This window comes from Empedobacter stercoris, assembly GCF_020281205.1.
Lineage (GTDB): Bacteria > Bacteroidota > Bacteroidia > Flavobacteriales > Weeksellaceae > Empedobacter > Empedobacter stercoris.
The window spans coordinates 12,957-37,875 of the sequence record NZ_JACXZC010000028.1 but is presented as its reverse complement, the minus strand read 5'-3'; the positions used below and the strand labels follow the sequence as shown (position 1 = coordinate 37,875).

25 protein-coding genes are annotated in these 24,919 nt (G+C 31.0%); 9 read left to right on the top strand and 16 right to left on the bottom strand.

Features of this window, described 5'->3' with window-relative positions:
- Positions 1-442: 442 nt before the first annotated feature.
- Complete coding sequence (locus tag IF125_RS14360; protein WP_394369892.1) at positions 443-700, top strand: T9SS type A sorting domain-containing protein; 258 nt, start codon at positions 443-445, stop codon at positions 698-700.
- A gap of 189 nt (positions 701-889) precedes the next feature.
- On the opposite strand, the gene fabV is transcribed toward IF125_RS14360, so the two are convergent.
- Positions 890-2,089 carry an enoyl-ACP reductase FabV gene (gene fabV, locus IF125_RS12010; RefSeq protein ID WP_171622867.1) on the bottom strand — a complete coding sequence of 400 codons (1,200 nt, stop codon included), beginning with the start codon at positions 2,087-2,089 and terminating at the stop codon, positions 890-892.
- A 147-nt stretch (positions 2,090-2,236) separates the two neighbouring features.
- On the opposite strand from fabV, the gene IF125_RS12005 reads away from it, so the two are divergent.
- Together IF125_RS12005 and IF125_RS12000 are read left to right on the top strand one after the other, a co-directional pair.
- The gene (locus IF125_RS12005; protein ID WP_225542666.1) at positions 2,237-2,665 is read left to right on the top strand and encodes a transposase; all 429 of its coding nucleotides are present in this window, start codon (positions 2,237-2,239) and stop codon (positions 2,663-2,665) included.
- Positions 2,666-2,772: 107 nt separating this feature from the next.
- Positions 2,773-2,982 carry a hypothetical protein gene (locus tag IF125_RS12000; protein WP_225542665.1) on the top strand — a complete coding sequence of 70 codons (210 nt, stop codon included), beginning with the start codon at positions 2,773-2,775 and terminating at the stop codon, positions 2,980-2,982.
- Positions 2,983-3,011: 29 nt separating this feature from the next.
- Here the strand turns inward: IF125_RS12000 and IF125_RS11995 are convergent, their stop codons facing one another.
- Positions 3,012-3,323, bottom strand: coding sequence for a DUF3817 domain-containing protein (locus tag IF125_RS11995; protein ID WP_225542664.1), 312 nt, complete (start codon positions 3,321-3,323; stop codon positions 3,012-3,014).
- Positions 3,324-3,487: 164 nt separating this feature from the next.
- Between IF125_RS11995 and IF125_RS11990 the strand changes: the two genes are divergently transcribed.
- Complete coding sequence (locus IF125_RS11990; RefSeq protein ID WP_225542663.1) at positions 3,488-4,606, top strand: calcium:proton antiporter; 1,119 nt, start codon at positions 3,488-3,490, stop codon at positions 4,604-4,606.
- 56 nt (positions 4,607-4,662) lie between these two features.
- Here the strand turns inward: IF125_RS11990 and IF125_RS11985 are convergent, their stop codons facing one another.
- From IF125_RS11985 to truA, 4 genes are all read right to left on the bottom strand, one after another.
- A complete protein-coding gene (locus tag IF125_RS11985) occupies positions 4,663-5,613 on the bottom strand; it encodes a LysR substrate-binding domain-containing protein (protein WP_225542662.1) in 951 nt (316 codons plus the stop codon).
- 123 nt (positions 5,614-5,736) lie between these two features.
- On the bottom strand, positions 5,737-6,153 hold the full coding sequence (locus tag IF125_RS11980) for a hypothetical protein (RefSeq protein WP_171623817.1): 417 nt from the start codon (positions 6,151-6,153) through the stop codon (positions 5,737-5,739).
- Between the two features lie 72 nt (positions 6,154-6,225).
- Positions 6,226-7,986 (bottom strand): ABC transporter ATP-binding protein, encoded by a 1,761-nt coding sequence (locus IF125_RS11975; protein ID WP_225542661.1) that lies wholly within the window; start codon positions 7,984-7,986, stop codon positions 6,226-6,228.
- Positions 7,973-8,728, bottom strand: coding sequence for a tRNA pseudouridine(38-40) synthase TruA (truA, locus tag IF125_RS11970; protein ID WP_225542660.1), 756 nt, complete (start codon positions 8,726-8,728; stop codon positions 7,973-7,975). Before truA ends, IF125_RS11975 begins: the two co-directional genes overlap by 14 nt.
- Positions 8,729-8,762: 34 nt before the next feature.
- Here truA and IF125_RS11965 point away from each other — a divergent pair, with 34 nt between their 5' ends.
- A complete protein-coding gene (locus tag IF125_RS11965) occupies positions 8,763-9,254 on the top strand; it encodes a metallophosphoesterase family protein (protein WP_188319690.1) in 492 nt (163 codons plus the stop codon).
- Between the two features lie 62 nt (positions 9,255-9,316).
- Here the strand turns inward: IF125_RS11965 and IF125_RS11960 are convergent, their stop codons facing one another.
- The 4 genes from IF125_RS11960 to IF125_RS11945 form a co-directional block, all read right to left on the bottom strand.
- Positions 9,317-10,351 (bottom strand): alpha/beta hydrolase, encoded by a 1,035-nt coding sequence (locus tag IF125_RS11960; RefSeq protein WP_188319689.1) that lies wholly within the window; start codon positions 10,349-10,351, stop codon positions 9,317-9,319.
- Between the two features lie 190 nt (positions 10,352-10,541).
- Complete coding sequence (gene mnmA / locus IF125_RS11955; protein WP_225542659.1) at positions 10,542-11,735, bottom strand: tRNA 2-thiouridine(34) synthase MnmA; 1,194 nt, start codon at positions 11,733-11,735, stop codon at positions 10,542-10,544.
- A gap of 63 nt (positions 11,736-11,798) precedes the next feature.
- A complete protein-coding gene (locus IF125_RS11950; protein ID WP_225542658.1) occupies positions 11,799-13,115 on the bottom strand; it encodes a Na+/H+ antiporter NhaC family protein in 1,317 nt (438 codons plus the stop codon).
- A gap of 163 nt (positions 13,116-13,278) precedes the next feature.
- Positions 13,279-14,145, bottom strand: a complete 867-nt coding sequence (locus IF125_RS11945; RefSeq protein WP_225542657.1) for a cupin-like domain-containing protein — start codon at positions 14,143-14,145, stop codon at positions 13,279-13,281.
- Between the two features lie 230 nt (positions 14,146-14,375).
- Here IF125_RS11945 and IF125_RS11940 point away from each other — a divergent pair, with 230 nt between their 5' ends.
- Positions 14,376-16,613: an OmpA family protein gene (locus tag IF125_RS11940; RefSeq protein WP_225542656.1), complete on the top strand. Its 2,238-nt coding sequence runs from the start codon at positions 14,376-14,378 to the stop codon at positions 16,611-16,613.
- 51 nt (positions 16,614-16,664) lie between these two features.
- Here IF125_RS11940 and IF125_RS11935 read toward each other — a convergent pair whose 3' ends face one another.
- Both IF125_RS11935 and IF125_RS11930 read right to left on the bottom strand, forming a co-directional pair.
- Positions 16,665-17,870, bottom strand: coding sequence for an RsmB/NOP family class I SAM-dependent RNA methyltransferase (locus tag IF125_RS11935; protein WP_171623826.1), 1,206 nt, complete (start codon positions 17,868-17,870; stop codon positions 16,665-16,667).
- A gap of 55 nt (positions 17,871-17,925) precedes the next feature.
- Entirely contained in the window at positions 17,926-18,348 is a 423-nt protein-coding gene (locus IF125_RS11930; protein WP_171623827.1) for an acyl-CoA thioesterase, read from the bottom strand.
- Between the two features lie 368 nt (positions 18,349-18,716).
- On the opposite strand from IF125_RS11930, the gene IF125_RS11925 reads away from it, so the two are divergent.
- Both IF125_RS11925 and IF125_RS11920 read left to right on the top strand, forming a co-directional pair.
- Positions 18,717-20,849 (top strand): Tex family protein, encoded by a 2,133-nt coding sequence (locus tag IF125_RS11925; RefSeq protein WP_225539036.1) that lies wholly within the window; start codon positions 18,717-18,719, stop codon positions 20,847-20,849.
- Between the two features lie 80 nt (positions 20,850-20,929).
- Positions 20,930-21,262, top strand: coding sequence for a DUF4844 domain-containing protein (locus IF125_RS11920; RefSeq protein WP_262902931.1), 333 nt, complete (start codon positions 20,930-20,932; stop codon positions 21,260-21,262).
- A gap of 65 nt (positions 21,263-21,327) precedes the next feature.
- On the opposite strand, the gene IF125_RS11915 is transcribed toward IF125_RS11920, so the two are convergent.
- Positions 21,328-21,831, bottom strand: a complete 504-nt coding sequence (locus IF125_RS11915) for a DUF2314 domain-containing protein (RefSeq protein WP_171623830.1) — start codon at positions 21,829-21,831, stop codon at positions 21,328-21,330.
- A 40-nt stretch (positions 21,832-21,871) separates the two neighbouring features.
- Positions 21,872-23,260 (bottom strand): HTTM domain-containing protein, encoded by a 1,389-nt coding sequence (locus tag IF125_RS11910; RefSeq protein ID WP_171623831.1) that lies wholly within the window; start codon positions 23,258-23,260, stop codon positions 21,872-21,874.
- A gap of 72 nt (positions 23,261-23,332) precedes the next feature.
- On the opposite strand from IF125_RS11910, the gene IF125_RS11905 reads away from it, so the two are divergent.
- A complete protein-coding gene (locus IF125_RS11905) occupies positions 23,333-23,734 on the top strand; it encodes a thiol-disulfide oxidoreductase DCC family protein (protein WP_225542655.1) in 402 nt (133 codons plus the stop codon).
- On the opposite strand, the gene IF125_RS11900 is transcribed toward IF125_RS11905, so the two are convergent.
- Together IF125_RS11900 and hisE are read right to left on the bottom strand one after the other, a co-directional pair.
- Positions 23,731-24,504: a M48 family metalloprotease gene (locus tag IF125_RS11900; RefSeq protein ID WP_171623833.1), complete on the bottom strand. Its 774-nt coding sequence runs from the start codon at positions 24,502-24,504 to the stop codon at positions 23,731-23,733. The genes IF125_RS11905 and IF125_RS11900 overlap by 4 nt on opposite strands.
- Before the next feature lie 18 nt (positions 24,505-24,522).
- Positions 24,523-24,882, bottom strand: coding sequence for a phosphoribosyl-ATP diphosphatase (hisE, locus tag IF125_RS11895; protein WP_225542654.1), 360 nt, complete (start codon positions 24,880-24,882; stop codon positions 24,523-24,525).
- Positions 24,883-24,919: the final 37 nt, after the last annotated feature.

Sequence of the window (24,919 nt, the reverse complement as noted above, 5' to 3'; positions counted from 1 at the left end):
AATTAATCAAAATAATAATACAATAATATTAAATAAAAACTCTACTTTTAAGTGTTCTTAACAAGGGGAAGATTACAAGAGAATGTAAGTTTCACATCTAACAAAGAGGCTCCATTCCTAAAAGTTTTGTGAAGTCTTTCTACTTTAAAAGCTAATGATTTTACATCAGTCTTTATTGTACAAATAAAGTTAGCCAGATATTCTTAATTTTTGATTTTGTACAAATATAAATAAGATTATATTAGCTGAAATTAATACAATATGAACAAAAAAATTACTTATCTATTTTATTCGGACTAATTTTTAGTTGCCAATTCATTAATGCGCAAACGACACTTTTATTTACACAGGAACAAGCATCTGAAGGAAGTGCAATAAGTGCTTCTTCATCTTCCCGAACTATTCATGCAGCGGATGACTTTATTTTAACCTCAACTGCTACATTATCGAAAGCATTTTAGGAACAACGGAGATTTTTAGTAATACAACTGCTACTTTAGCAACAACGGTTGTAAATCAGGTATTAGAAGTAATAAATCCTGAGTTTCTGTCTTTGTCTGTTTATGATTTTAATGGAAAAAATGTTTTAAATTCTACACGTAAAATTAACCAAGTAGAATTTCTTACTCCAGGTGTTTATTTAGGAGTTATTACGACTAAAAATGGACAAAGGATTTCTACAAAATTCATTAAAAAATAAAACCTAATTCATAATAATACAAAAGGTATTCTTATTCAACAAATAATATTGGAATTAACGCTTCTCGATAATAAATAAGAGATTAACTGGCTATTATTGTAGCATCATCTTCCACTAACTCTCGGAAACAAAACAATAAAAAAAGCCTCAGAAATTAATTTCTGAGGCTTTGTATCTTTGTAAATTATTTTATGAAATACTTGGAACAGTTACCAATTCGTTCGTATCTGCTTCGTAATCGATTTGATCATAATTAAATCCAAATAATTGGAAAAACTCATCACGATAACCTTTGATATCCGAAATTTCGTTGATATTTTCAGAAGTAACAATTTTCCATAAATCATCCACTTCTTTTTGTACATCTTCTCTCATTTCTAAGTCGTCAATACGAATACGTCCATTTTCATCTAAAGGAACTTCTCCGTTCGCTGTGTATAAACGCTCTGCAAACAAACGTTGCATTTGTTCGATTGTTCCTTCGTGAATATTTTTATCTTTCATCACTTTGTACAATAATGAAACATATAATGGCACAACTGGAATAGCGGAACTGGACTGAGTAACTAATGCTTTATTTACAGAAACGTACGAAATACCATTCAAGTCAGCTAATAATTCATTGATCACTGGAACAGTTTTCTCTAAATCATTTTTAGCCATACCAATAGATCCATCTTTGTAAATTCTATGTGTCAACTCTGGTCCGATATAAGAATAAGCAACTGTTTTAACACCTTCGGCTAAAACGCCTGCGGCTTTCAAATCTTCCATCCAAAATTTCCAGTCCTCACCTCCCATTACTGCAATTGTGTTATCAATTTCTTCTTGCGATTCGATTGGATTGATTGTAATATCCGTTACACTTGCTGTATGGAAATCAACTGTTTTATTTGTAAATGGCTCACCAATTGGTTTTAAAACTGAAGAATAAGCTACACCTGTTTTAGGATGTGTACGACGTGGCGAAGCTAAACTGTACACGACTAAGTCTACTTGACCTAAATCTTGTTTAATTAAATCAATCGTTTGTTGTTTAATTTCATCTGAGAAAGCATCTCCGTTGATACTTTTTGCATACAAACCAGCTTCGTGCGCTTCTTTCTCGAAAGCGGCTGTATTGTACCACCCTGCAGTTCCAGGTTTTCTTGGTGCAGCTGGTTTTTCGAAGAAAACACCTATTGTTGCTGCATTATAACCAAAAGCAGCCGTAATACGAGATGACAGTCCAAAACCTGTCGAAGCTCCAATTACCAATACTTTTTTTGGTCCTTCAGTTGAAATATTTTTTGATTTTACGTACTCAATTTGATTGTGAACATTTTTTGCAGTTCCCTCAGGATGAGTTGTAATGCAAATAAAACCTCTTGTTCTTGGTTGAATAATCATTATACTTAATTTAGTCGCATAAATTTATAAAATAAATTCAATATAACGAAACCTTCTTTTAACATACAGAAACAATATTTATCATCAATATTTTAGGTAAAAAAAATATTGTTTCTTTATATTTATACTACCGAATTTTACTACCGTATGAAAAATATACACATTGGCTCTTTGATAAAAAAAAGAGTGAAAGAATTAGACATTGACACATCAAGAATTATTGCTTTTTTTAAGACTTATACAGAAGAAGAAATAAAAGCACAATTCAAGAGTAAAAGTATCTTAACTAATGATTTGCTCAAATGGTCAAAATTATTAGAGTATGATTTTTTTAGAATCTATTCGCAACATATTATTTTGTTTTCTCCTCTTCCAAAAAACTCTTCTAAAACAACTTCCTTCACAAGTTCTGTATTACCAAACTTTCGAAAAAGTGTCTATACAAAGGAGATTATTGACTTTGTTTTGGATTTATACACAACTGAAAACAAAAAGATTCAAGAAATTTCGAATGAATACAATATACCTAAAAATACCATCCATAATTGGATAAAGAAATATCTACCTCAAAATTAAATTTTACTCATCATGCAAAAACCAAACTACCAAAAAATTTATAAAGAGATTATTCAGAAAAAGTTCCCAGAAAAAATTCAACAAAGCAAAAAGCTTTTAAAAAAAGAATGGATGTTTTGGATGTCATCAAACTATCAGAGATATTAAACACTAACGAAACTACTGATAATCAAAAACACAAATCGTATGATTTAAACTCTATTCAGAAAATATTAAATATTCAGAAAAAGAATAATTACACCAATACCTATATTGCTGAAAAATATAAAATAAGTAGAAATACAATTGCTAAATGGCGAAAGACATATGATTATTAAATAGAAAAGGCTTCACGATGAAGCCTTTTTTATTGATTGTTTTTATCTTCTTTAATCACTTTATGTACTGCTAAAGTTGCAAAAGGTACAAAAGCATACATTATGTAAATGATAAAATCTTCATCATCCCATTTGTAAATTTTTCTAACTTTGAAAAGTAACAGCAGATAAACTGTAAACCAAAAACCATGGAAACTTCCGGCAAATGGCATAGGCAGCACATAATCAAATTGATATTTAATCGGCATTGCGACTAAAAACAAAAGTACACAACTTACCGTTTCCCATACACAAGCAGTAGCGAACCATTTTTTTAACTTTTCGTCAGATACGTTTAACATGGTGCAAATTTAATTTTTTATTGAGACTCTTCTAATGACAATCATTAGTTAAACCGTTAATTTAACAAAAAACAATGTACAATCATTACTATTTATGATAATCATACATGTTAATTATCAATATTATTGATTATTTTTGTAGCTAATCCAAAACCATCTATTGAATGCATGTAAACAATTTTATTTCAAGAAAATTCAATTTAACATTACCTTATTGGACAATTATCTGCCCAATTATAGCAATCTTTTCGTTAGGATTTGCCGACCAATTTAAAGAACAAGTGTGGTTTTCTACAGTTTTAGGAATCATATTAATTTTTGCAGTTTTAGCAGCTGTACATCATGCAGAAGTTGTAGCGCATAAAGTAGGCGAACCTTTCGGAACCATAATTTTAGCCTTAGCCATCACTGTAATCGAGGTTTCATTAATTGTCTCATTGATGATGTCAGAATCGACTGGATTTCCATCTGTCCTGGCGCGAGACACTGTTTTTGCAGCTGTGATGATTATTTTAACCGGAATAATAGGAATATGTTTATTGGCAGGAGGTGTTCGTTTTAGGGAGCAAAATTTCATTAAACAAGGTGTTTCGACAGCCCTTATTACTTTGGTTGCTATTTCTATTTTAACATTAGTTTTACCCAACTTTTTGACATCAGAAAAAGGCGGTGAATTTTCGTCTTCCCAATTAATTTTTGTCGCAATTATTTCTCTTATTTTATATGGCGGATTTATTTCTGTCCAAACCATTCGTCATCGCGATTATTTCTTACCGCAAACTAGCAAAGATAATGTGACATCAGAATTACATGTCGAAAAACCAAATTTATTGACTACAATCTCGAGTTTAGTTTTATTATTAGTTGCTTTGTGTGCAGTTGTTTTATTATCAAAAAAATTATCGCCAACCATCGAAACAATTGTGATGGATTTAGGTGCTCCAAAATCATTGGTGGGAATTATAATTGCCGTAGTTATCTTATTACCAGAAGGTTTAGCCGCATATAAAGCCGCAAAACAAGACCGTTTACAAACAAGCCTTAACTTGGCTTTAGGCTCTGCTTTAGCATCAATTGGATTAACAATTCCTGCTGTAGCAATCGTATGTTATTTTACAGGACTAGAAGTAACATTAGGAATAGATGCAAAATCATCTATCTTATTAGTATTATCCTTATTCACTGTTTATTTATCATTAAATTCTGGTCGAACAAATATTCAGCAAGGAATTGTTTTATTAACACTTTTTGCTACGTATTTATTTACAACAATAGTTCCTTAAAGGAAATTTAAAGACATAAAAAAACGACTCAAAATTTAATTTTGAGTCGTTTTTTATTATTTTTTTGGTAAAGAAACCATATTCGAATCCATTTTTTGGTCTTTTTCTAAAAATATTTTCCCTCTCAATATACCTTGAATTGTATTGATTAATTCTTTTTCAAAAGAATCCCTCAGTTGAGATTGATGAAAAATCAATGAAACTTCTCGCGTAGGAACTGGAGATTCGAAATTCTTTACAAACTTTTTATATTCATCTGATAAATCATCCGCAACCAACGCTGGTAACAATGTCATTCCATATCCATCGTTTGCTAATTTTATCAAAGCTTCGAAACTTCCTGAATCCAATTTTATCGGACGGTTTTTCATATTAGATGTATCGCATAATGCCAATACATTATTTCTAAAACAATGACCTTCTTGTAAAATCAATAAATCTGAAGTATCTAAATCATTTTCATTAATTTTTTCTTTGCCCGCTAAACGATGTCCATTTGGAACATAACCTACCAACGGTTCATAATATAAAGGTCTTTCTATCAGTTGATCTTCGAATAGTGGAGAAACGACAATTCCAAAATCTAATGAGCCATCTTTTATTCCTTTTACAATTTTATCCGTTTGCAATTCTTTGATAATCAAATTTGATTTCGGATTATTTTTTTGAAAAGTTTTATAAAACAATGGCACCAAAGATGGTAAAACGGTTGGAATAACTCCAATCACAAAATCACCTTCTAACAAACCTTTTTCTTCGTTAACAAGATGTTTCATTCGATTAGCTTCCATTAAAATTGTTTTGGCTTGTGCAACAATTTTTTCTCCAATTTGTGTAATCTTAATTGGATGCGAAGTTCTATCGAAAATATCAATATTTAACTCTTTTTCCAATTTCTGAATTTGCATGCTCAACGTTGGTTGAGTAACAAAGGATTTATCAGCAGCAATTGTAAAGTTCTTATGCTCAGCAACAGCCAGCACATATTGTAATTGTACTAATGTCATATTTAAAAATTGATATCTATAAATTTTTATGATAAAGATATGGATTATTATATTATGAATCTATATCATAAATCATAAAAAAAGCTCGGATATATCCGAGCTTATAAAGTTGAAAACAACCTATTAGTTATTTAATTGTTTTTGAATTTCAGCTGTCCAATCTTGTAATTTCTTTGCATCTTCTGCTGTTAAAGATTGTGTGTAACCTTGTAATTCTTTTGAAAAATCAACTGATTGTTTTGTTAATTCTGCTAATTTATTTGCATCACCTGCAGTTGCTGCTAATTTCATATCTGCAGCCCATTGGTTGTATTTGGTAACAAATTCAGTTACTTTAGGATCAGAGAAAGTTGGTAAATCTTTTGCTACATCTGCAACTTTATCCATCGTTTCTTTACCTGCTTCAACTTGATCTTGTACTGTATTTGCTACATTTTCTTGCGTATTTTCTACTTTGTCTGCTACTTTTTCTTTTTCAGATTTACAAGAAGATAAAGAAACTACACCTAATACTGCAGCGGCTAAAAATAATTTTTTCATTTTAATTAGAGTTTAAAAGTTTATATTATTATTTGATTGTTCAATTTAAACAAATCTAACGAATTATTCTTATTAATTTTCTTTTGAAAATTGAACTTCATAAAGATTAGCATAATATCCTTGCTTTGCTAACAATTCGCTGTGTGTACCTTGTTCAACAATCATTCCATTATCCATTACAATAATCTTATCTGCATTCTGAATTGTCGCTAAACGGTGCGCAATAATGATAGACGTTCTACCTTGCGTTAATTTATCGGTCGCTTTCTGAATTAACTCTTCTGATTCTGTATCAATCGAAGAAGTCGCCTCGTCTAACACCAAAATTTCTGGGTTATAAATATACGCTCTCAAAAACGAAATCAATTGACGTTGACCAACAGAAAGCGTAGAACCTCGCTCGCTTACCTCACTATAATAACCTTTTGGCAATGACATGATGAAATGATCTATCCCGATAATTTTTGCAGCATTCTGTACTTCCTCCAACGAAATATCTTTGTTTCCTAATACAATATTATCATAAATGGTTGTATTAAATAAAAATACATCTTGCAAAACAACCGCTACATGATGACGAAGATTCTGTAAATCCATTTCATAAATATCAACATCATCTATTTTTATTGTGCCTGAATCAATATCATAAAAACGACTTAACAAGTTAATAATCGTTGATTTTCCTGCTCCAGTTGCACCTACAATTGCAACTTTTTCTCCTGGATTTGTTGAAAAAGAAATTCCTTTCAACACCAAATTATTCGGAACGTAAGAAAATTTAACATTCTCGAAATCGATTTTTCCTTTCACATGATCCAATTTAATTTTTCCATTATCCGTTAAAGTCTGATCATCATCCAAAATCTTGAACACACGATCTGCTCCTACTAAACCACGTTGAATGGTATTAAAACGCTCTGCAATTGCACGCATAGGCGCTGTTAATAAGGTTACATATTGTGTAAAGGCAATTAAATCACCAACCGAAACATCTCCATAAACTGCTGTTCTTAATCCTCCAAACCATATTAAACTTCCGGTTGCTAAAGCCGAAATAATATCGACAACAGGAAATAAAAGTGAAAAATAGAAAACTGTTTTTAGATAATTTTTCTTTAAATCATTATTAATTGAAACAAATTTATTGTATTCTGCTTGTTGACGATTAAATACCTGAATAATATTCATTCCTGTCAAACGCTCTTGTACAAATGTATTCAACTTCGCCACAATCGTACGTTCTTCTTGGTACACATTTTTCAATGCTTTCTGAAACAAACGTGTAATAATCATCATTAACGGAAGAATAATAATCACCACAGTAGCCAAAACCCAATTCATCCAATACATTACAAATACAATGAACACGATCTTTAGCACATCTCCCAACATTACCAAAATACCATCATTGAAAACCTCAGCAATTGTTTCAACATCTGAAACTGAACGTGTAACCAAAACACCGTTTGGTGTTTTATCGAAATAACCAAGCTTAAACTTGATCAGATGATTGTACAAACGAACGCGTAACAAACGAATAACACGCTGTGCAACAACATTTGCTAAATAAACCATGAAAAATGACAATATCCCTTCGAAAACCAACACTAAAGCAAGTTTTACGATTTGCATTTTTAGACCTGGTAAATCTTTTGTCTGAATGTAATCATCAATAATATTTCCCGTTAAATACGGACGATAAACAGAAAAACATGCACTAAAAACTGCTACAAAAACCACGGCCCAAAATAAATATTTGCTTTGTGCACCAATTTGTAAAACACGTTTTAATCCATTAAAATCAAACGATGTATTCTCGTTATTTGAACTCATTTTTAAATAATTCTTTTGGATATTGAACATCTACCAAATACAATCCTTGCGCAGGAGCCGAGGCACCAGCTGAAGAACGTTGTTTTTGTTCAATAATTTCTTCAAAATCTTGGATAGAAATTTTTCCTAATCCAACTTCAACCAATGTTCCAACAATTGCACGTACCATGTTTCGCAAAAAACGATCTGCAGTAATCTTAAAAACCAACTGATTACTTTCATTTGTTCGCCAAAATGCTTCTCTTACATCGCAAATATTGGTTTTTACATCGGTATGTAATTTAGCAAAACTTCCGAAATCTCCTTGCTTAATTAACAATTTTGCTGCATCGTTCATTTTTTCTACATCCAATTTACGATTAAAAATCCATGCACTTTCAAACGCAAAAGGATCTTTGAAGGGTGAAATAAAATAATTATACGAACGCGAAGTCGCATCAAATCGAGCATGCGCTTCATCATCCATCAAAAATAAGCGATAAGCGGCTATATCTTTTGGTAAAAAAGAATTTAGTTTTTTGATTAAATCATTATTTAGTAATTCGTCATAATCAAAATGAATGAACATCTTTTTGGCATGAACACCAGAATCTGTACGGCCTGCACCAACTATCGAAATTTCTTTTCTTAATAGTTTAGACAATCTATCTTCGATTACTTCTTGAACCGAAATTTGATTGGGTTGGATTTGATAACCAAAATAATTTTTTCCGTTGTATGCTAATTCTAAAAAATATCGCAATTGTTGTAAATTTGAACAACAAAAATACAACCTTTTGAAGAAAATTCTTTTACTTTCGGACACGCATTCTTATATCGACGATAGAATTTTGGAATATGCGCAACAAGCAGACGAAATTTGGCATGCTGGGGATATCGGAGATATTTCTGTTACCGACAAATTAGCAAAAATAAAACCGTTGCGTGCTGTTTATGGAAACATTGACGATAATAAAGCGCGTGCAGAATTTCCTCTAAACAATAGATTTACCTTAGAAGGTGTCGATGTTTGGATCACCCATATTGGTGGTTATCCTGGCAAATATAATCCTGCTATTCGTCAAGAAATTTATACAAATCCCCCAAAATTATTTATTTGTGGGCATTCTCATATTTTGAAAGTTATGCCTGATAAACAATTGGGGTTAATTCATATGAATCCTGGTGCTGTTGGTAAGCATGGTTTTCAGAAAGTTCGTACAATGTTACGTTTTGAATTGAATGATGGTAAAATTGAAAATTTAGAGGTGATTGAATTTAAAAAATAATGACAACGTTAGATTTTTGATTTACGAAATGAATAAGCGAAATTCGACTTTCGCTTTTCGTTTTACTTTGTTAATTTGAACGCTTTCAGAATCGAAATAAATTTTGGATTGGTGATATATTTTCTAAATTCATGCGAATCTTGACCTGTAAAATCCGTTTCTTCTAAAAACGTATAATTTTTTGAGAGTTCATCAAACAAATCTTTCTTAAACCCAAAATCAGTCGCAATCAAGTTGCGAGACATGAAACCTGTCTTACCCTTTCCTAACACATAATCTGTATTGTTAATCGTGATATGCATACGTTTCAGTTGAGTAGAAAAAGTTTTGTATTGATTTGCATCTGTGGTAAAATCAATCTTCCCAATTGCTGGGGCTAACATGATACTATAAATTTTGTTGTTATTTTCTTTCAACATTTCGGCATTTGTAAAATCAACATGATGTGCATTTTTAGCACGTTTTATCTCACTTCCTCGCAAAGAAGGATTCACCAAAGCACTTAACACTACTGAAGCTCCACGACTGTGCGAAATCAAATAAACGTCTTTATTATGAATAACATTCAAGATTCTACGCAACCCAAAAACACCTGCCATTTGACTATTTGTTGTTGCACTAACCCATACTTTTGCTGCACCAAAAAGGCTCTCGTTCACCAACCCATCCCAATAAAAATTGATTATCTCATCGGTTGATGAATTAAGATTCATATAGGTTTTGGCTTTGTTATAATTTTTTAAACTAAATAAATAATCATTGTCAATTCCATGAACAAAAATGATAACACGTTTTTTATTCTTAACTCTTTTTTCAATATTATTAAGACGTAATTCTTCGTAAGTCGTTAATTGATTTTGAAAATTATTTTCTGTTGCAATTTTCATTAGTGAATAATCCCTTCTACTTGCATTCATTGGTGGTTTTCCATAGGACTTCAACCAATTATCTGGATAAAAATTACCATTTTGATCAACAAATGAACTTGTTGTATTGGGTTGAATAAAATTATTCGGATTTTGTGAAGTTGGTACATTATGAATTGCAGCACATGATGTTAAAAAACTAATCATCATGATATAAAATACGTTTTTCATTTGATAAAAATTGGTATGCTAAATAACTACATTTTTCGTTATTTCGCAATAGATTTATTATCATCAACCTGAAGTTTAACAAGGTTTTAAGTAGAATATTCCTTCTTTATAACCATATTTCACAAATTATGATATACAAAAAACGCTCAAGTAAATCTTGAGCGTTTGAAAATATAAAATAATTTAACTTCTAATTATTAATCACACCAGAACCTAAAAGTTCATCTTCCTTGTACCAAGCACAAAACTGACCTTCTGTAATTGCCGATTGAGGATGCTCAAATTCTACATACATTCCGTTTTCAGCTTTATGTAAAGTAGCTTTTTGCAAAGGTTGACGGTAACGAATACGCGCCATAACTTCCATTGTTTCGTCCGTTTTAAGTGCTAAATCTTCGCGAACCCAATGCACTTCTTCTTCTTTTATAAATAAAGCTTTTTTCAATAATCCAGGATGATCTGCTCCTTGACCTGTATAAATCACATTGGTCTTAACATCTGTATCGATGATAAACAAAGGTTCTACTTTTCCTCCTACACCTAATCCTTTTCGTTGACCACGCGTAAAATAATGTGCACCTTGATGTTTACCTACAATTTCTCCGTCTTCTTGTTTATAAGAAAATCCTTTAGCTTCGAACTCTAATGCTTCGTATTTCGTTGTAAAAGTTGGGATTTCGCGTTTATATCCGTTCCAATCTTTCGCAATTTCTATAATTACACCTTCTTTTGGTTTTAATTGCTGTTGCAAAAACTCGGGTAAACTTACTTTTCCAATAAAACATAGTCCTTGCGAATCTTTTTTATTAGCTGTCACCAAATCTTGTTCTTGCGCTATTCTTCTTACTTCTGGTTTTTCTATATCTCCAATTGGAAATAATGCTTTGCTTAATTGTTCTTGCGACAATTGACACAAGAAATAAGATTGATCTTTGTTGTTATCAGTTCCTTTTAATAACTGAAAAATCTCGTTCCCATTTTTATCAATTGTAGACGTTTTTCGTGCATAATGTCCAGTTGCAACATAATCCGCACCAAGTTCTAAAGCTGTTTTCAAAAACAAATCGAACTTGATTTCTCTGTTACATAATACATCTGGATTTGGTGTTCTTCCTTGCTCGTATTCATTGAACATATAATCTACAATACGTTCTTTGTACGAATCAGACATATCAATTACCTGAAAAGGAATATCTAATTTTTTAGCTACCAACAAAGCGTCTGCACTATCTTCTATCCATGGGCATTCATCCTCCAACGTTACTGATGCATCGTTCCAATTACGCATAAATAATCCGATCACATCATAGCCTTGCTCTTTTAGCAAATAGGCTGTAACACTTGAATCTACTCCTCCAGAAAGTCCTACGACAACTCTTTTCATCTTAAAAATTTCAGTTCACAAAGTTATAAAATAATATCCGACGAATGAATATCCTACATCAATCTATTTTTTAATTGATTTTGGTTGAAAAAATAAGATAAAAATAAGCGTACAAATTCCCGTCAAAAATGGATAATATAAATTAGATAAAACATCTATCGAAGAAACTTTTGCAACATTCGAAATAGCGTTCGCCGCAGCAACAGCTGCCAATACTTGTGCACCATAAGGTAAAACTCCTTGTACAAAACACGAAACTGTATCCAAAATACTCGCTACGCGTTTGCCTTCTAACTTATGATGATCAGAAATTTCTTTGGCAATTTTACCACAAATTAAAATTGTGATTGTATTATTCGCTAAACAAGCATTTGCTAACGCTGTAAGTGATGCAATACTCATTTCTGCTTGACGTTTTGTTTTGATATTTTTCGTTAAATGATAAATGATAAAATCTAACCCACCATTCAAACGAATAATTCCAACAATTCCGCCAATCACTAAACAGATGATACATAATTCGAACATACCTTTGAAACCCTCATTAATAGCAGAAATTAATGTTACAGTTGGAATGCCAGAATAAAATAATCCAATTCCAATGAACGAGATAATTCCTATGATTAAAGCCCAAATAACATTAACTCCAGAAACTGCCAGAGCGAAAACTAACAAATAAGGTAAAACTAAAATCAAGTCAAAATCTAACTGTTCTCCTTTGAAATTTGAAGTATCAAAATGTTGAGAAAGTGAAAAATATATCATTATCGAAACAATAGCTGCAGGAACTACTATTCGAAAATTTGTTTTAAATTTAGATTTCATACTTACTTCTTGCGTACGTGTTGCAGCAATTGTAGTGTCGGAAATAAACGATAAATTATCACCAAACATTGCACCTCCAACGACAGCTCCTAACAAAATTGGCATAGAGCCTGGAATCATTTTATCCATTTGAACCGCTATAGGTGCCACTGTTACAATTGTTCCTACTGAAGTTCCTAAAGCAGTCGAAATAAAGCATGATAACATAAAGAATCCAGCTACAATAAAGGATGAAGGAAGGTAATTCAGAAATAAATTAACTGTCGATTCTACTGCGCCAATTGTTGCTCCTAAACTTCCGAAAGCACCTGCAAGTAGAAAAATTAATATCATTAGCATGATCGTTTCTTCACCTGCATTATTACAAAACGCTTTGGCTTTGCTTTTAAAAGGAACTTTAGGAAATTGAACAAACGCAATAACCAAAGCTAACATAAATACGACCAAAGCTGGAACAGTATAAAAATCGTTCAAATAGGTAGATGCCGAAAAATAGACGAGTATAAAAATGATTAAAGGGAATAAAGCCCAAAAATTTCCTTTTTTAGTGATCATATTACTTAAAATTCAGAAAAATATTCTGCAAATATCTTTCTAAATTTAGTATAATTAAAATAAATTATTTATTGATTTATACGATTTTAAGTGAATAGAATAAAAAAAGGAACATCTTTCAATAGACATTCCTTGATTTAGAAAAATTTTCTATAAAACTATTTTATCGTGCAATTAATTTATTCGTTTTTGTGATTGCGCGTTCATTCTTTTCATCAATCCAAGCCTGACCTTTCATTTTACGCATTACATTATCGTATGTTCGCATCAAAAAAATATTATAAATCGCTTCTGATAAATTTTTTGGTTTGTGAGCCAACGAACGCAAACTCATCGAAAATCCTGGTGTCAAATATTTCATGTAATGCCACCAACCTTCAGGCATATATAGCATTTCTCCATGTTTAAGATCGGCTACCATTGGATTAATTTTTTTCAACGCTGGCCATTTCTCAAAATCAGGATGATCAAAATCAATATCTTCTCTACAAATAACCGAATGAGGTATTTTGTACATGTATTTTGTATCTTCTGGCGGTACAATTATACAACGTTTTTCTCCTGCAAAATGAAAATGCAAAATATTCGCTAAATCGATATCATAATGCATAAACACATTTGAACCTTCTCCTCCAAAAAATAACATTGGCATCGATTTGAATAAATTCAATCCCAAATCTGGCATTTTATAATCTTGCTGCAATTGCGGAACTTGACTCATTAAATTGTATAAAAATATACGTAAATCAGTAGGTTTACTTTGTAATAAATCTACATATTCAGACATTTTCATTTTCGCAACAGGTTCATTTACTTTTTTCGTATAATCAACCGGATCATTATTATATAAAGGAACAATTTTGTCTCCTGCAACTTGTTTTATATACTCAAAATTCCATTTTTCATAGGCAGGCCAATCCTCTGTGATCCCCTCTACTACAACTGGTTTTTGAGGTTTTACGTAATATTTCTGAAAATCTTTCGCAGAAATACTTTCTACTCTTTCAACTTCTCTGAAATTAAAATTCATCTTTTATGTAAAATAAAGTGCAAATTTAATTAACTTATTTGTTAAATCCGGACTAATGCAATTTTCAAACCAATCTTTTTAAATTCAAGAAATAACTCCTTGTATATAACCATTAAAATTAACAGCTGCTTTATTTATTTTTTATACAAAATCAATATTAGCAATAAAGTAAATAAACAACACATCAATTGTTTCATTATCTTTACATTGACATATTTAAAAGCATCAACTTGAACCCAAAAAAAATACATTTTTTACTTTTTTTTATAATTCTGAATACATTTTGTTGTGCACAACAAATCTTTCCTTATTTAGAACTAAAAAATGACGACGATTTTGAAAAAATTGAAGCAATTAAACTCGAAAACAACTATAGTTTTCATCATTTATTAGGAAATCAAAGTAGCATTTATCATTTCCAAAACAAATCTGAAGATGAAATTTCGGCCAAATTTATTTATCCTTACCAAGTTTCACAAAATATTTATGAGTTAAAAGCTATAGTCAATGAAAATGTTTTTGAAATTCAATCCAAATCGATCGTAGATATTCGAAAAGAATTGAAAAACATTGATGCCTCAACAATTTTTAAAGCTCAGAAAAATTATCAAGTTTTACAATTAGATTTAGGAAAAATTCCTGCGAATGCAACGATTATAATTCAGTTAAAAACTTCGAGAATTATAGAAGAAAATAATTTAAATTATCAACTTTCTTTTCCAGAATTTATCGTCAAAAGAACTGAATCTTTCACACAAATTAATCGTTGGAATAATAAAATAAATGGTTTTCCTCAACACATTAACTCAAAAATTAATCTTTCTGGAAATTTTCCCATTTCAAAAATCACTTCCGATTTAAAATTCCATCTTGATGACAAAGGAAATTATTCAACTGATTTTACTAGAACTAAACTTCCAAACATTCTTTATTCGTATACAAAAAATGAATTACAAACAGGAATTGAAACCTTTACCAAAAATGGTTGCGATTATATTTTAGGAACGATAGATCCAGGAAAAAACAATTTAAACTTTACTACACCACGCGAATTTTTGTTTGTCTTAGATGCTTCAGGTTCGATGATGAACCAACCAATTGAAACCATCAAAAAATTGATGAATCAAATTTTACCTAAATTAAATGAAACAGATAAATTTAATGTACTGATTTATTCGACAAAAAATGATTTAATCTTCAAAAAATCGCAATTAAAAACAAAAGAAAATATCAATTTTGCATTACAAAAAATTAATTCTTTAAGTGGGAATGGTGAAAAATTATTGGATGAAGCCATCAATCAAATTCAGAAAAATCCTTTTAATAAAAATTATAAACGAATTATAGCTATTATTTCGGATGGAAAAATGAATTTGAATGAAACTGTTTATAATTCGCTTCGAAATTATGCAAAAGACACGCAATTTATTACACTTGGAATTGGAAGAGAATTAGATTATAAAGCGATGAATTTTATTAGTTTGGCGACAGGTACTCTTCCAATTACAGTAAACGAACCGAAAGAATTTAACCAAAAAACTACTCAATTTTATCAAGCTATTATCAATTCTTCTATTTATCATATAAAAGTACAATCAGCACAAATCAACCTCAGCGAAACATTTCCTAAAAATTTCAATACCTATTTGGCACAAAATACTGTCAATTTTGTTTCACGTGATTGCAATCTTCGATATCCAAAAAAAATGGAATTAATTGGAAATCAATCCAATCAAAATTTCACTCAAACATTTGAAATTAATCAGCCTAATCAAAGCGAATTTACAGAAGCAATTACCTTTTATTGGGCGAAGCAAAAAATTGATTATCTCTTGAAAGATGAAGAACGTTGTGGCGAAATGTGTAAGAAAGATGGGCGATATAGAAAAGAAATTGAGAAAATTGGAACTGAATTCAATATTTCGACTCCATATAATTTATTGATACAAAAAGATTATCTTGAAAATTTCAACAACGATTATGATACAGATGGCGATGGCGTGATGGATTTGGAAGACGAATGTCCGCTCGTAAAAGGAAATCGTTTTGGAAATGGTTGTCCAGAAGAAAATTTGAACGAAGAAAAAATCGGAAATTATGTACAAGATTTTTCAAATTATTTGATGGAAACGGTTGAATTTGATTTTGATAAAGCTGAAATTAGAACAATTGATTATCCAAAATTGAATCAAGTTGTATCAATAATGAAGCGAAATCCTACGCTATATTTTGTAATTGAAGGACATACTGATGCTGTGGGAACGGAATCATACAATTTTGATTTATCTCAACGAAGAGCGAATGCAGTATTGAATTATTTGATTGAAAAAGGATTAAATAAAAATCGATTCACAATTTTTGGTAAAGGTTTTTCTGATTTGAAACACAAAGAATGTGATCCTGCAACGAATTGTATTGATTGGAAAAATTTTGAAAATCGACGAGTGAGGTTTAAGATAAAATTGTAAATAAAAAAGACCGAGAAAATCTCGGTCTTTTAATATTTTATAAATCTTTAATTAAGAAATTCTTTCAATCAAAGCCATGTAAAATCCATCGTAATTTGTTTCAGAAGGATAATGCATTTTATCCGAAATCAGTTTATAATTTGGATGATTTGCTAAGAATTTTTCTACTTGTTGTTCATTTTCTTGTGGCAAGATAGAACATGTTGCATAAACCATTAACCCACCAACTTTAATTATTTTAGAATAATCTGCTAAGATTTTTTCTTGTATAGCTGTAATCTCATCAATAAATTCTGGTCTTAATTTCCATTTCGCATCAGGATTACGTTTCAACACTCCCATTCCAGAACAAGGCGCATCAATTAACAAACGATCAGCAGAATTTTCCATACGTTTGATTGTTTTCGCTTCAATAACCTTTGTTTGTACGTTCTGAACATTGTTACGTTTTGCACGACGTTTCAACTCTTTTAGTTTCCATTCGTACAAATCCATTGCAATAATTTGTCCTTTATTTTCCATCAAAGCAGCTAAATGCAATGTTTTTCCTCCAGCTCCAGCACACGCATCAACAACACGCATTCCTGGTTGCACACGCAAATAAGGAGCGATTAATTGAGAACCAGCATCTTGAACTTCGAACCAACCATTTTGAAATTCATCAGTTCTGAAGATATTTGTTTTCTCCTCTAATTCTAAAGCATCTTGGTATTTCGACAAAACTTTCGTTTTAATTTGTCGTTCTTTTAATGCTTTTTGCAACGTTTTACGATCTGTTTTTAATGAATTTACACGTAAAACTGTCGGCGCTTGCGAGTTCATTGCACGTACTTCATCTAACCAACGGCTTCCTAAAGACTTTTCACCTAACTCGAACATCCAATCTGGAAAAGATTCTGCTACTGCTATGTTTTTAGAAGATTGATGGTGTCTTTTTAAAACTTCTTTTGGATAGATTTTCTGAAATTCTTCCCATTTCGGTAACGTTTGTTCTGGATCTAAAGCAAACCAAGTTCCAACAAACTCCCAAATTGTATCAGGAGAAAGTGGACGACTCATTGCCCCTTCAACCAAACGTTTCCAACGAACCAAATCATACACAGTTTCGGCAATAAAGGCACGATCTCGCGCTCCCCATTGCTTATTCGATTTCAATGTTCGCTCAACTTCTTTATCTGCATATTTTCCTTCGAAGAAAATTTGCTGCAATGTGTCGGTGATTCCGACAAATAAATTTTTATATGGTAAAATCTTCATAACTCGGTGCAAATTTACAAAGACTTAAACGATTAGCGTAATTATTTTTTGAAGTTTATCTGTTTAGAAAAATATCTTTTATCTTTTCTGGTACTTCAACCACTTTATTATTCTTATAATCGAAAGTGACAATACCTGTTTTTGCTTTTGCAATGAGTTTATCTTTTGTTGATATTTTATAGGCAATATCAAAACTTACACGTGAAAAATCTTGTACACTTATTTCAATCAATAATTGATCTCCATAAAATGCTTGATTTTTATACTCAATCGCAACATCTCCCATAATCACACTTACACCAGCAAAATCCAATTCTGAATAGCCATAATGTTGAAAAAACTGCATTCGTGCTTCATGTAAAATAGATAACACTTTATCATTTGCTAAATGATTTCCGTAATTTAAATCTGTTATACGTACTGCTATTGTTGTTGAAAATAAAAAAGATTCAGGTAAGATCAGTTTTAAACGCGCCATTTGTAGTAATATTTTGACTCAAAGATATAAAACTTACTATAAAAAAAAACGGGTTTAAGCTCCTCAGCTTAAACCCAATTGATTTTTAAAAAAAACTTACACAAGTGTGTATAAATTTAACATTAAAAAAAATCAATCTTACTCTCTACTACCTGATTACAAATTTAGAAATAATTTAACAATTTCCAAAACTTTTTTTTTAAAAAATATTTTTACTTATTTTTTATTTTAAACAAACTCCTTTTGATTTTGGCTCTTTTTCAATAAATTACAAAATAGCATATCCAAAATAATACGACCTATATAAATAAAATTACTGTTTTTTTATGTTTATTAAAAATGCTAATTTGCAAGTCCAAACTTTTAACATGAATTTGATTCAATACATTCATCAACATATTACGTCTATTTCAGAAAAATCAATTAACAATACGATCAATTGCTTGAACGATGATAACACTATACCTTTTATTGCGAGATATAGAAAAGAGTTGACAGGTAATTTAGATGAAGTTCAAATTTCTACTATCAAAAAATTACAATCACAGTATCTAGAAATTGTTGCTCGAAAAGAATTCATTTTAAAAACTTTAGAGGATCAAAATCAATTGACAAATGAATTACAATTACGTATTCAGAAAAGTTTTGATTTGGTTCAGTTAGAGGATTTATATCTTCCGTACAAAAAGAAAAAGAAAACGCGTGCCACAATTGCAAAAGAAAAAGGATTAGAACCTTTGGCTAAAATTATTATGAAGCAAAATAACATACCCGATTTAGATGGTTTAGCTACTAAATATTTGAATCAGGATGTTATAACGATCGAAGATGCTTTTGCTGGCGTTCAAGATATTATTGCAGAATGGATCAACGAAAATGAGTATGTTCGCCATAGATTGAGAGATATTTTTAGAAAAACTGCGCTGATCGAAAGTAAACTGGTCAAATCTAAAACTGAGGAGGAAGAAGCACAAAAATTTTCAAATTATTTTGAATACGAAGAACCTCTTAAAAAAATTGCTTCGCATCGACTTTTGGCAATTTTACGTGGTGAGAACGAAGGGTTCTTAAAAGTAAATGTAAGCATTGATAAAAAAGAAGCGTTCAAATTTCTTGAATATACCTTGATAAAATCTATTCAACCTGAAGTTTCTTGGTTAATTGAGGAAGCTATAAAAGACGCTTACAAAAGACTTTTGGCTCCATCGATTTCGAATGAAGTTTTGAAAGAAGCGAAACAAAAAGCAGATGAAACTTCGATCAATGTTTTTTCAAAAAATCTGAATCAATTACTTTTGGCTCCGCCTTTAGGTCAAAAAAGAATTTTAGCTATTGATCCTGGTTTTAAATCGGGATGTAAAGTTGTCGTATTGGATGAGCAAGGTGATTTATTACATAATGAAAATATCTATCCACATGCCCCTCAAAATGAAAAAGCACAAGCAATCAAAAAGCTTAAATCTTTGGTAAATGCATATAATGTAGATGCGATTTCTATCGGAAATGGAACAGCTTCCCGTGAAACCGAAAACCTGGTTCAACACATAGCATTCGATCGTCCTTTGAAAGTTTTTGTCGTAAACGAAGCTGGAGCTTCTGTTTATTCAGCTTCTAAAATTGCTCGTGACGAATTTCCTGATAAAGATGTTACTGTACGTGGTGCTATTTCTATAGGTCGTCGTTTACAAGATCCTTTGGCTGAATTGGTAAAAATAGAGCCAAAATCGATTGGAGTTGGTCAGTATCAACATGATGTGGATCAAAATTTATTAAAAAACGAGTTAAATGATGTTGTTTCATTTTGTGTAAATAAAGTTGGTGTAAATTTAAACACTGCAAGTAAACACCTACTCCATTATGTTGCTGGAATTGGCGAAAAAATGGCCGAAAATATTGTAGAATATCGAAGCGAAAATGGTGCATTTAATTCGAGAAAAGAATTATTAAAAGTTCCGCGTTTAGGTGAAAAAGCTTTTTTACAAGCCTCTGCATTTTTAAGAATTCCGAATGCAAAAAATCCGTTAGATAATTCCGCTGTACATCCTGAATCGTATACAATTGTTGAAAAAATGGCGAAAGATTTGAAGGTTGAATTACACGATTTAATTCAAAACAAAGAATTAATCAATCAACTTGATTTGAAAAAATATATTTCAGATAAAGTAGGATTACCGACTTTAGAAGATATTAAAAAAGAATTGGAAAAACCAGGTTTAGATCCACGTTCTACAGCTAAAGTTTTTAGTTTTGATCCACGTTTGAAGAAGTTCGAAGATTTGCAATTGGGAATGAAAGTTCCTGGAATTATCAATAATATCACCAATTTTGGATGTTTTGTTGATATAGGAATTAAAGAAAATGGTTTGATTCATATTTCGAAAATTTCAAATGAATTTATTTCGGATGTTAACACGAAAGTACATTTGAGTCAACAAATCGAGGTTACTGTAATCGGTATTGACACCGAAAAACGTAAAATTCAATTATCATTGATTGATTAACTATGAGATTAAAATCTATACTAACCTTATTTTTCTTCTCACTTTCGCTACTTTTAATTGCTCAAAATAATAGAAAAAAAATGTTTGAAGATTTCATTAAAAAAGAAAAGTTTTATTCACAAGAAAATGAATTGTCTATTAAAAACTTAGAACCTATTGTTGAAAAAAGTTTAAATCGATTGGCTTCTACTTTTGAATTCATCGGTAGCAGTAAAAATGCTGAAACAAAACATTATCTTTTAGCAATAAAAAAGACTATTAATGAATTAAAACCTTATGAAATAGATTTAAGTATCAACGACAAAACTATTATTTCTACTTATATTGAGGAACTAATGGATTTTGTTGATTTAGAAAGTTCTGAAGGTTTATTAAATGAATTTGTTTACGGATTTGATCCTACAAAAAAATAATTTCAAAAATAAAAGGCAATCTAACGAAAGATTGCCTTTTGATTTTCTTATTTTTTCAAACGAAATTAATCTTCAAATTTCACTTTAAATTGTTCGTCATATGTAGCACGCTGTTCAGGAGTCATTTTATTACGCAAATATTTTATCGTAAAACCACCAATCATTTTATCAGCTTTATAATACATCCAATCACCAATTTTAGTAGGATCGATTATGATTGTATCCCCCATTTTAAGTTCTTTTATATATTGTACTTGGCTATTTACAACACCTTTCAACGTATCATTATTATTCACAATATCACTTACCCAAATACCTTCTTTCAATTCAGATTTTGGAATTGGAAATTTTTGCTGAATCATAAAATTTGTTGTTGTCGTATCTTTCATTGACAAAGCTAATTTAAAATCATCAAACGTTTGTTGAGCCTCTTTCCCAATACTATCCAAATCTTTTTGCTCCTGTTTCTGCTTATCCATTCCCTTGTAAGCACTAACTCCTGCGTTTTCTTTGTTTCCACACGAGAACAATAAAGCTGAAAAAGCCACTGCAAATAATGTATATTTCATAATTGTATTCTTTGATTGTTGTCGTATAAAGTTACGAAATTTATTCAAAATAAGATAAATTCAATTCTTTTGGTGTTGGTTGTATCCATTTTTGATGCCCGAAATAACTCCATGTTGTATAAGCCAAATTATAGTTCGGATTTGTAAATTGATAATATTCACTTCCATTAACAGCTACTTTTGCATCAACAAAAACTTTGACATCTTTTATCCCTTTTTCTTCATAATCTTGTTTTACAAATCGTGCAAATTGCCACATCATATCTGGACTAACAGCCATTTTAGAGATCTGTTTAAACGTCAAATATTTGGTCAAATCTACTTTTTCTCGTTCAAGGAATTTACCTTTTTTAAGTGGATCAGGTTTAGAAACAAAGACACTTACTTCTCCAAATTTATTTCGTAACATCATACGCCAAGCCATACGATGCCCTTCTTCTGTCCAAAAAACATTGCCTGGAATAAAATAATGACGAATGGGTAAATAAACTTGCCAAATCACATAGAAAAACATCAAATAGGAGAACATTACACGACGAGTTGTTAATAAATTATCGTCATCTGAACGATCCATCATAAACGATTTTTTAGGAAAAACTACTTCCTGAATTTTAATAGGATCGTAAAAAAAGATTAACATGGCTAACGAAAAGAATGGAAATATTCCAATTCCAAAAACGGCTGAATTAAAAATATGAAAAAATAAAGCACATTTGAAAGCTATTCCACGAGTTCTTTTTATCAACATTGCAGGAATTATCAATAAATCAAAAAAGAATCCCAACCAAGCAATTACTTGAGCAAATTCTAAACTGCTTACAGCATTTCCTAATTCGTTTAAATTGTATTTATATGTCAATAAATCTCCATATTCTTGAAATTTCATTTGTAAAAAAACACCATTAAACCAATCGGGATAAATCTTAGCAAAAGCCGCAAAAGTATAAACAATCAATAATTGAATAATAAACAATGTTGACACCCAATTGCGCATGGTTAATCGCTTTATCTTTGGAAAAATTAAACTATCAATCGAAAAGAAATGATGCGCAGGGATTATTGTCATCATCCACGAAACCAGCATAAACAGATAATAATGATTGTTATAACTTGTTTTTTGCATGAAATACGTTAACGACCATAAAATAGAAAATAAAATGATTGAAAAACGGTATGCAAAACCAAATACAATACACCATCCTAAAATTCCCATGAGCACGTACAAATAAATCATATTATGGCCCAAGAAAACGTTTGTCCATTCGAATCCGATGAACGAAAATGTCAATTGTGGCTCTACAAAATTACTTTGTACCCACCCTGTAAAAATGGCTCCCCAACATTCGGCAACAATTAATAAACCAAATATAATTCGGAAAATTACAAGTGGAGAATTATCAACTTTTCGGAATAAGTATTCGCTAAACATGATTGATTGTTAATTTTGGCTAATTTAAAAATAACCTTTAGAGTTTAGCTACTTTTGGTGTATATTTATTGTATGAAAACGAGGAAAATTATTTTGTTTGATGGAATTTGCAATTTATGCAATCAATCTGTTCAGTTTGTGATCGAACATGACAAAAGAAATCAATTTCGTTTTGCTTCGTTACAATCAGATTTTGGACAAAATTTCTTGAAAGAAAATGATTTGGATACAGCTCAATTTGATTCGGTCGTTTTTATCGAAGATGATAAATTTTATACCAAATCTTCTGCTGCGCTAAAAATTGCTAAACATTTGGACGGAATAACTTCTTGCCTGCATTTTTTTATGGTTGTGCCAAAACCTTTGCGCGATATCGTGTATAGTTTTATTGCAAAAAATCGTTATCGTTGGTTTGGAAAACAAGAAAGTTGTTGGTTACCTACACCAGAATTGAAAACGAAGTTTATTGATTAATTTCTATATTTCTCAATAGCAGCTTTTATTTTTTCACGACGATTAGATGGCGATGGATGCGTACTTTGAAATTCTGGCACTTGGCTTCCTCCTGATGCTTCTTCTAAAATATCCATCACACCAATTAATGCTTCAGGATTATAACCTGCCTGAATCATAAATCGTACACCCAAATCATCTGACTCTAATTCATCATCACGACCATATTTCATATTTACCATATTCGCTACAACTTGTGCATAATAAGCCGAATTTACATCTCCAGCAGCAACTCCAGCCGCGCCTGCAATTCCTTGCGAAAGTTCTTGCTTCGACATTTGTTCTGCACTATGACGGGCTATAACATGGCCCACTTCGTGACCTAAAACACCAGCCAATTGATCTTCACTTTGCAAACGTGTCAACAACGCTTCGGTAATAAAAATAGGTCCACCAGGCAACGCAAAAGCATTTACCGTTCGATTATCTGCCAAAACATAAAACTGAAAAGGATAATTAGTTTTATGAGCATCACTATTATTGACAACTTTTGCTCCTACTCGTTTTACGATTTCTTGGTATTGTGAATTTTGAGATAATCCACCAAATTCTTGTGCCATTTGCGGAGCCGAATTAATTCCAATTGCAATTTCATCATCCTTAGTCAATGATATATACTGCTTTTCACCTGTTAATTCATTAATAGAAGAAGAAGAAAAATATTTAATCACAGAGAAAATAACAATTGCAGCTGCAACAATTAATTTTATCGACGTCCCGCCTTTTTGCATAGTAGTATTTGGTATTTATTATTTTTTGTGTCTTTTCTTCAGAATTTCCAAGACATCTTTCAGTTCAAAACCACGGGCATGTAGCGCCATAAGGTAATAAAAGAAAACATCTGCCGATTCTTCTAAAAAGTTTTCATCGTTATCTTGTTCCGAAGCGATCACCATTTCTACAGCTTCTTCACCCATTTTTTTTGCGATTTGCGAATTTCCTTTTTTATGAACACGTTTCATTTTAGATTTTTTCGCATCTTGCAATTTTGCATCTTCCATCATGATTTCCAATTTTTTTAGAAAAGGAAATTTTTTCTCTTTTTTGACTTCAGAAATATTTTCATTAAGTTCCATAAAATCGTCTGTTTGCATAGATTTTTTAAACATAGAATAAAATTAAGCAATTCTATCGAATTAACTGTCT

Bases quoted from the DNA above. Each gene is read 5' to 3' on its own strand.
- hisE (WP_225542654.1), bottom strand. From the start codon at position 24,882: ATGTTTAAAAAATCTATGCAAACAGACGATTTTATGGAACTTAATGAA.
- IF125_RS12005 (WP_225542666.1), top strand. From the start codon at position 2,237: ATGAAAAATATACACATTGGCTCTTTGATAAAAAAAAGAGTGAAAGAA.
- IF125_RS11930 (WP_171623827.1), bottom strand. From the start codon at position 18,348: ATGGCGCGTTTAAAACTGATCTTACCTGAATCTTTTTTATTTTCAACA.
- IF125_RS11995 (WP_225542664.1), bottom strand. From the start codon at position 3,323: ATGTTAAACGTATCTGACGAAAAGTTAAAAAAATGGTTCGCTACTGCT.
- IF125_RS11905 (WP_225542655.1), top strand. From the start codon at position 23,333: ATGAAAACGAGGAAAATTATTTTGTTTGATGGAATTTGCAATTTATGC.
- IF125_RS11910 (WP_171623831.1), bottom strand. From the start codon at position 23,260: ATGTTTAGCGAATACTTATTCCGAAAAGTTGATAATTCTCCACTTGTA.
- IF125_RS11985 (WP_225542662.1), bottom strand. From the start codon at position 5,613: ATGACATTAGTACAATTACAATATGTGCTGGCTGTTGCTGAGCATAAG.
- IF125_RS11900 (WP_171623833.1), bottom strand. From the start codon at position 24,504: ATGCAAAAAGGCGGGACGTCGATAAAATTAATTGTTGCAGCTGCAATT.
- IF125_RS11990 (WP_225542663.1), top strand. From the start codon at position 3,488: ATGCATGTAAACAATTTTATTTCAAGAAAATTCAATTTAACATTACCT.
- mnmA (WP_225542659.1), bottom strand. From the start codon at position 11,735: ATGAAAAGAGTTGTCGTAGGACTTTCTGGAGGAGTAGATTCAAGTGTT.
- IF125_RS11925 (WP_225539036.1), top strand. From the start codon at position 18,717: ATGAATTTGATTCAATACATTCATCAACATATTACGTCTATTTCAGAA.
- IF125_RS11960 (WP_188319689.1), bottom strand. From the start codon at position 10,351: ATGAAAAACGTATTTTATATCATGATGATTAGTTTTTTAACATCATGT.
- IF125_RS11980 (WP_171623817.1), bottom strand. From the start codon at position 6,153: ATGAAAAAATTATTTTTAGCCGCTGCAGTATTAGGTGTAGTTTCTTTA.
- fabV (WP_171622867.1), bottom strand. From the start codon at position 2,089: ATGATTATTCAACCAAGAACAAGAGGTTTTATTTGCATTACAACTCAT.
- IF125_RS12000 (WP_225542665.1), top strand. From the start codon at position 2,773: ATGGATGTTTTGGATGTCATCAAACTATCAGAGATATTAAACACTAAC.
- IF125_RS11975 (WP_225542661.1), bottom strand. From the start codon at position 7,986: ATGAGTTCAAATAACGAGAATACATCGTTTGATTTTAATGGATTAAAA.
- IF125_RS11935 (WP_171623826.1), bottom strand. From the start codon at position 17,870: ATGAAGATTTTACCATATAAAAATTTATTTGTCGGAATCACCGACACA.
- IF125_RS11920 (WP_262902931.1), top strand. From the start codon at position 20,930: ATGTTTGAAGATTTCATTAAAAAAGAAAAGTTTTATTCACAAGAAAAT.
- IF125_RS11945 (WP_225542657.1), bottom strand. From the start codon at position 14,145: ATGAATTTTAATTTCAGAGAAGTTGAAAGAGTAGAAAGTATTTCTGCG.
- IF125_RS11915 (WP_171623830.1), bottom strand. From the start codon at position 21,831: ATGAAATATACATTATTTGCAGTGGCTTTTTCAGCTTTATTGTTCTCG.
- IF125_RS11950 (WP_225542658.1), bottom strand. From the start codon at position 13,115: ATGATCACTAAAAAAGGAAATTTTTGGGCTTTATTCCCTTTAATCATT.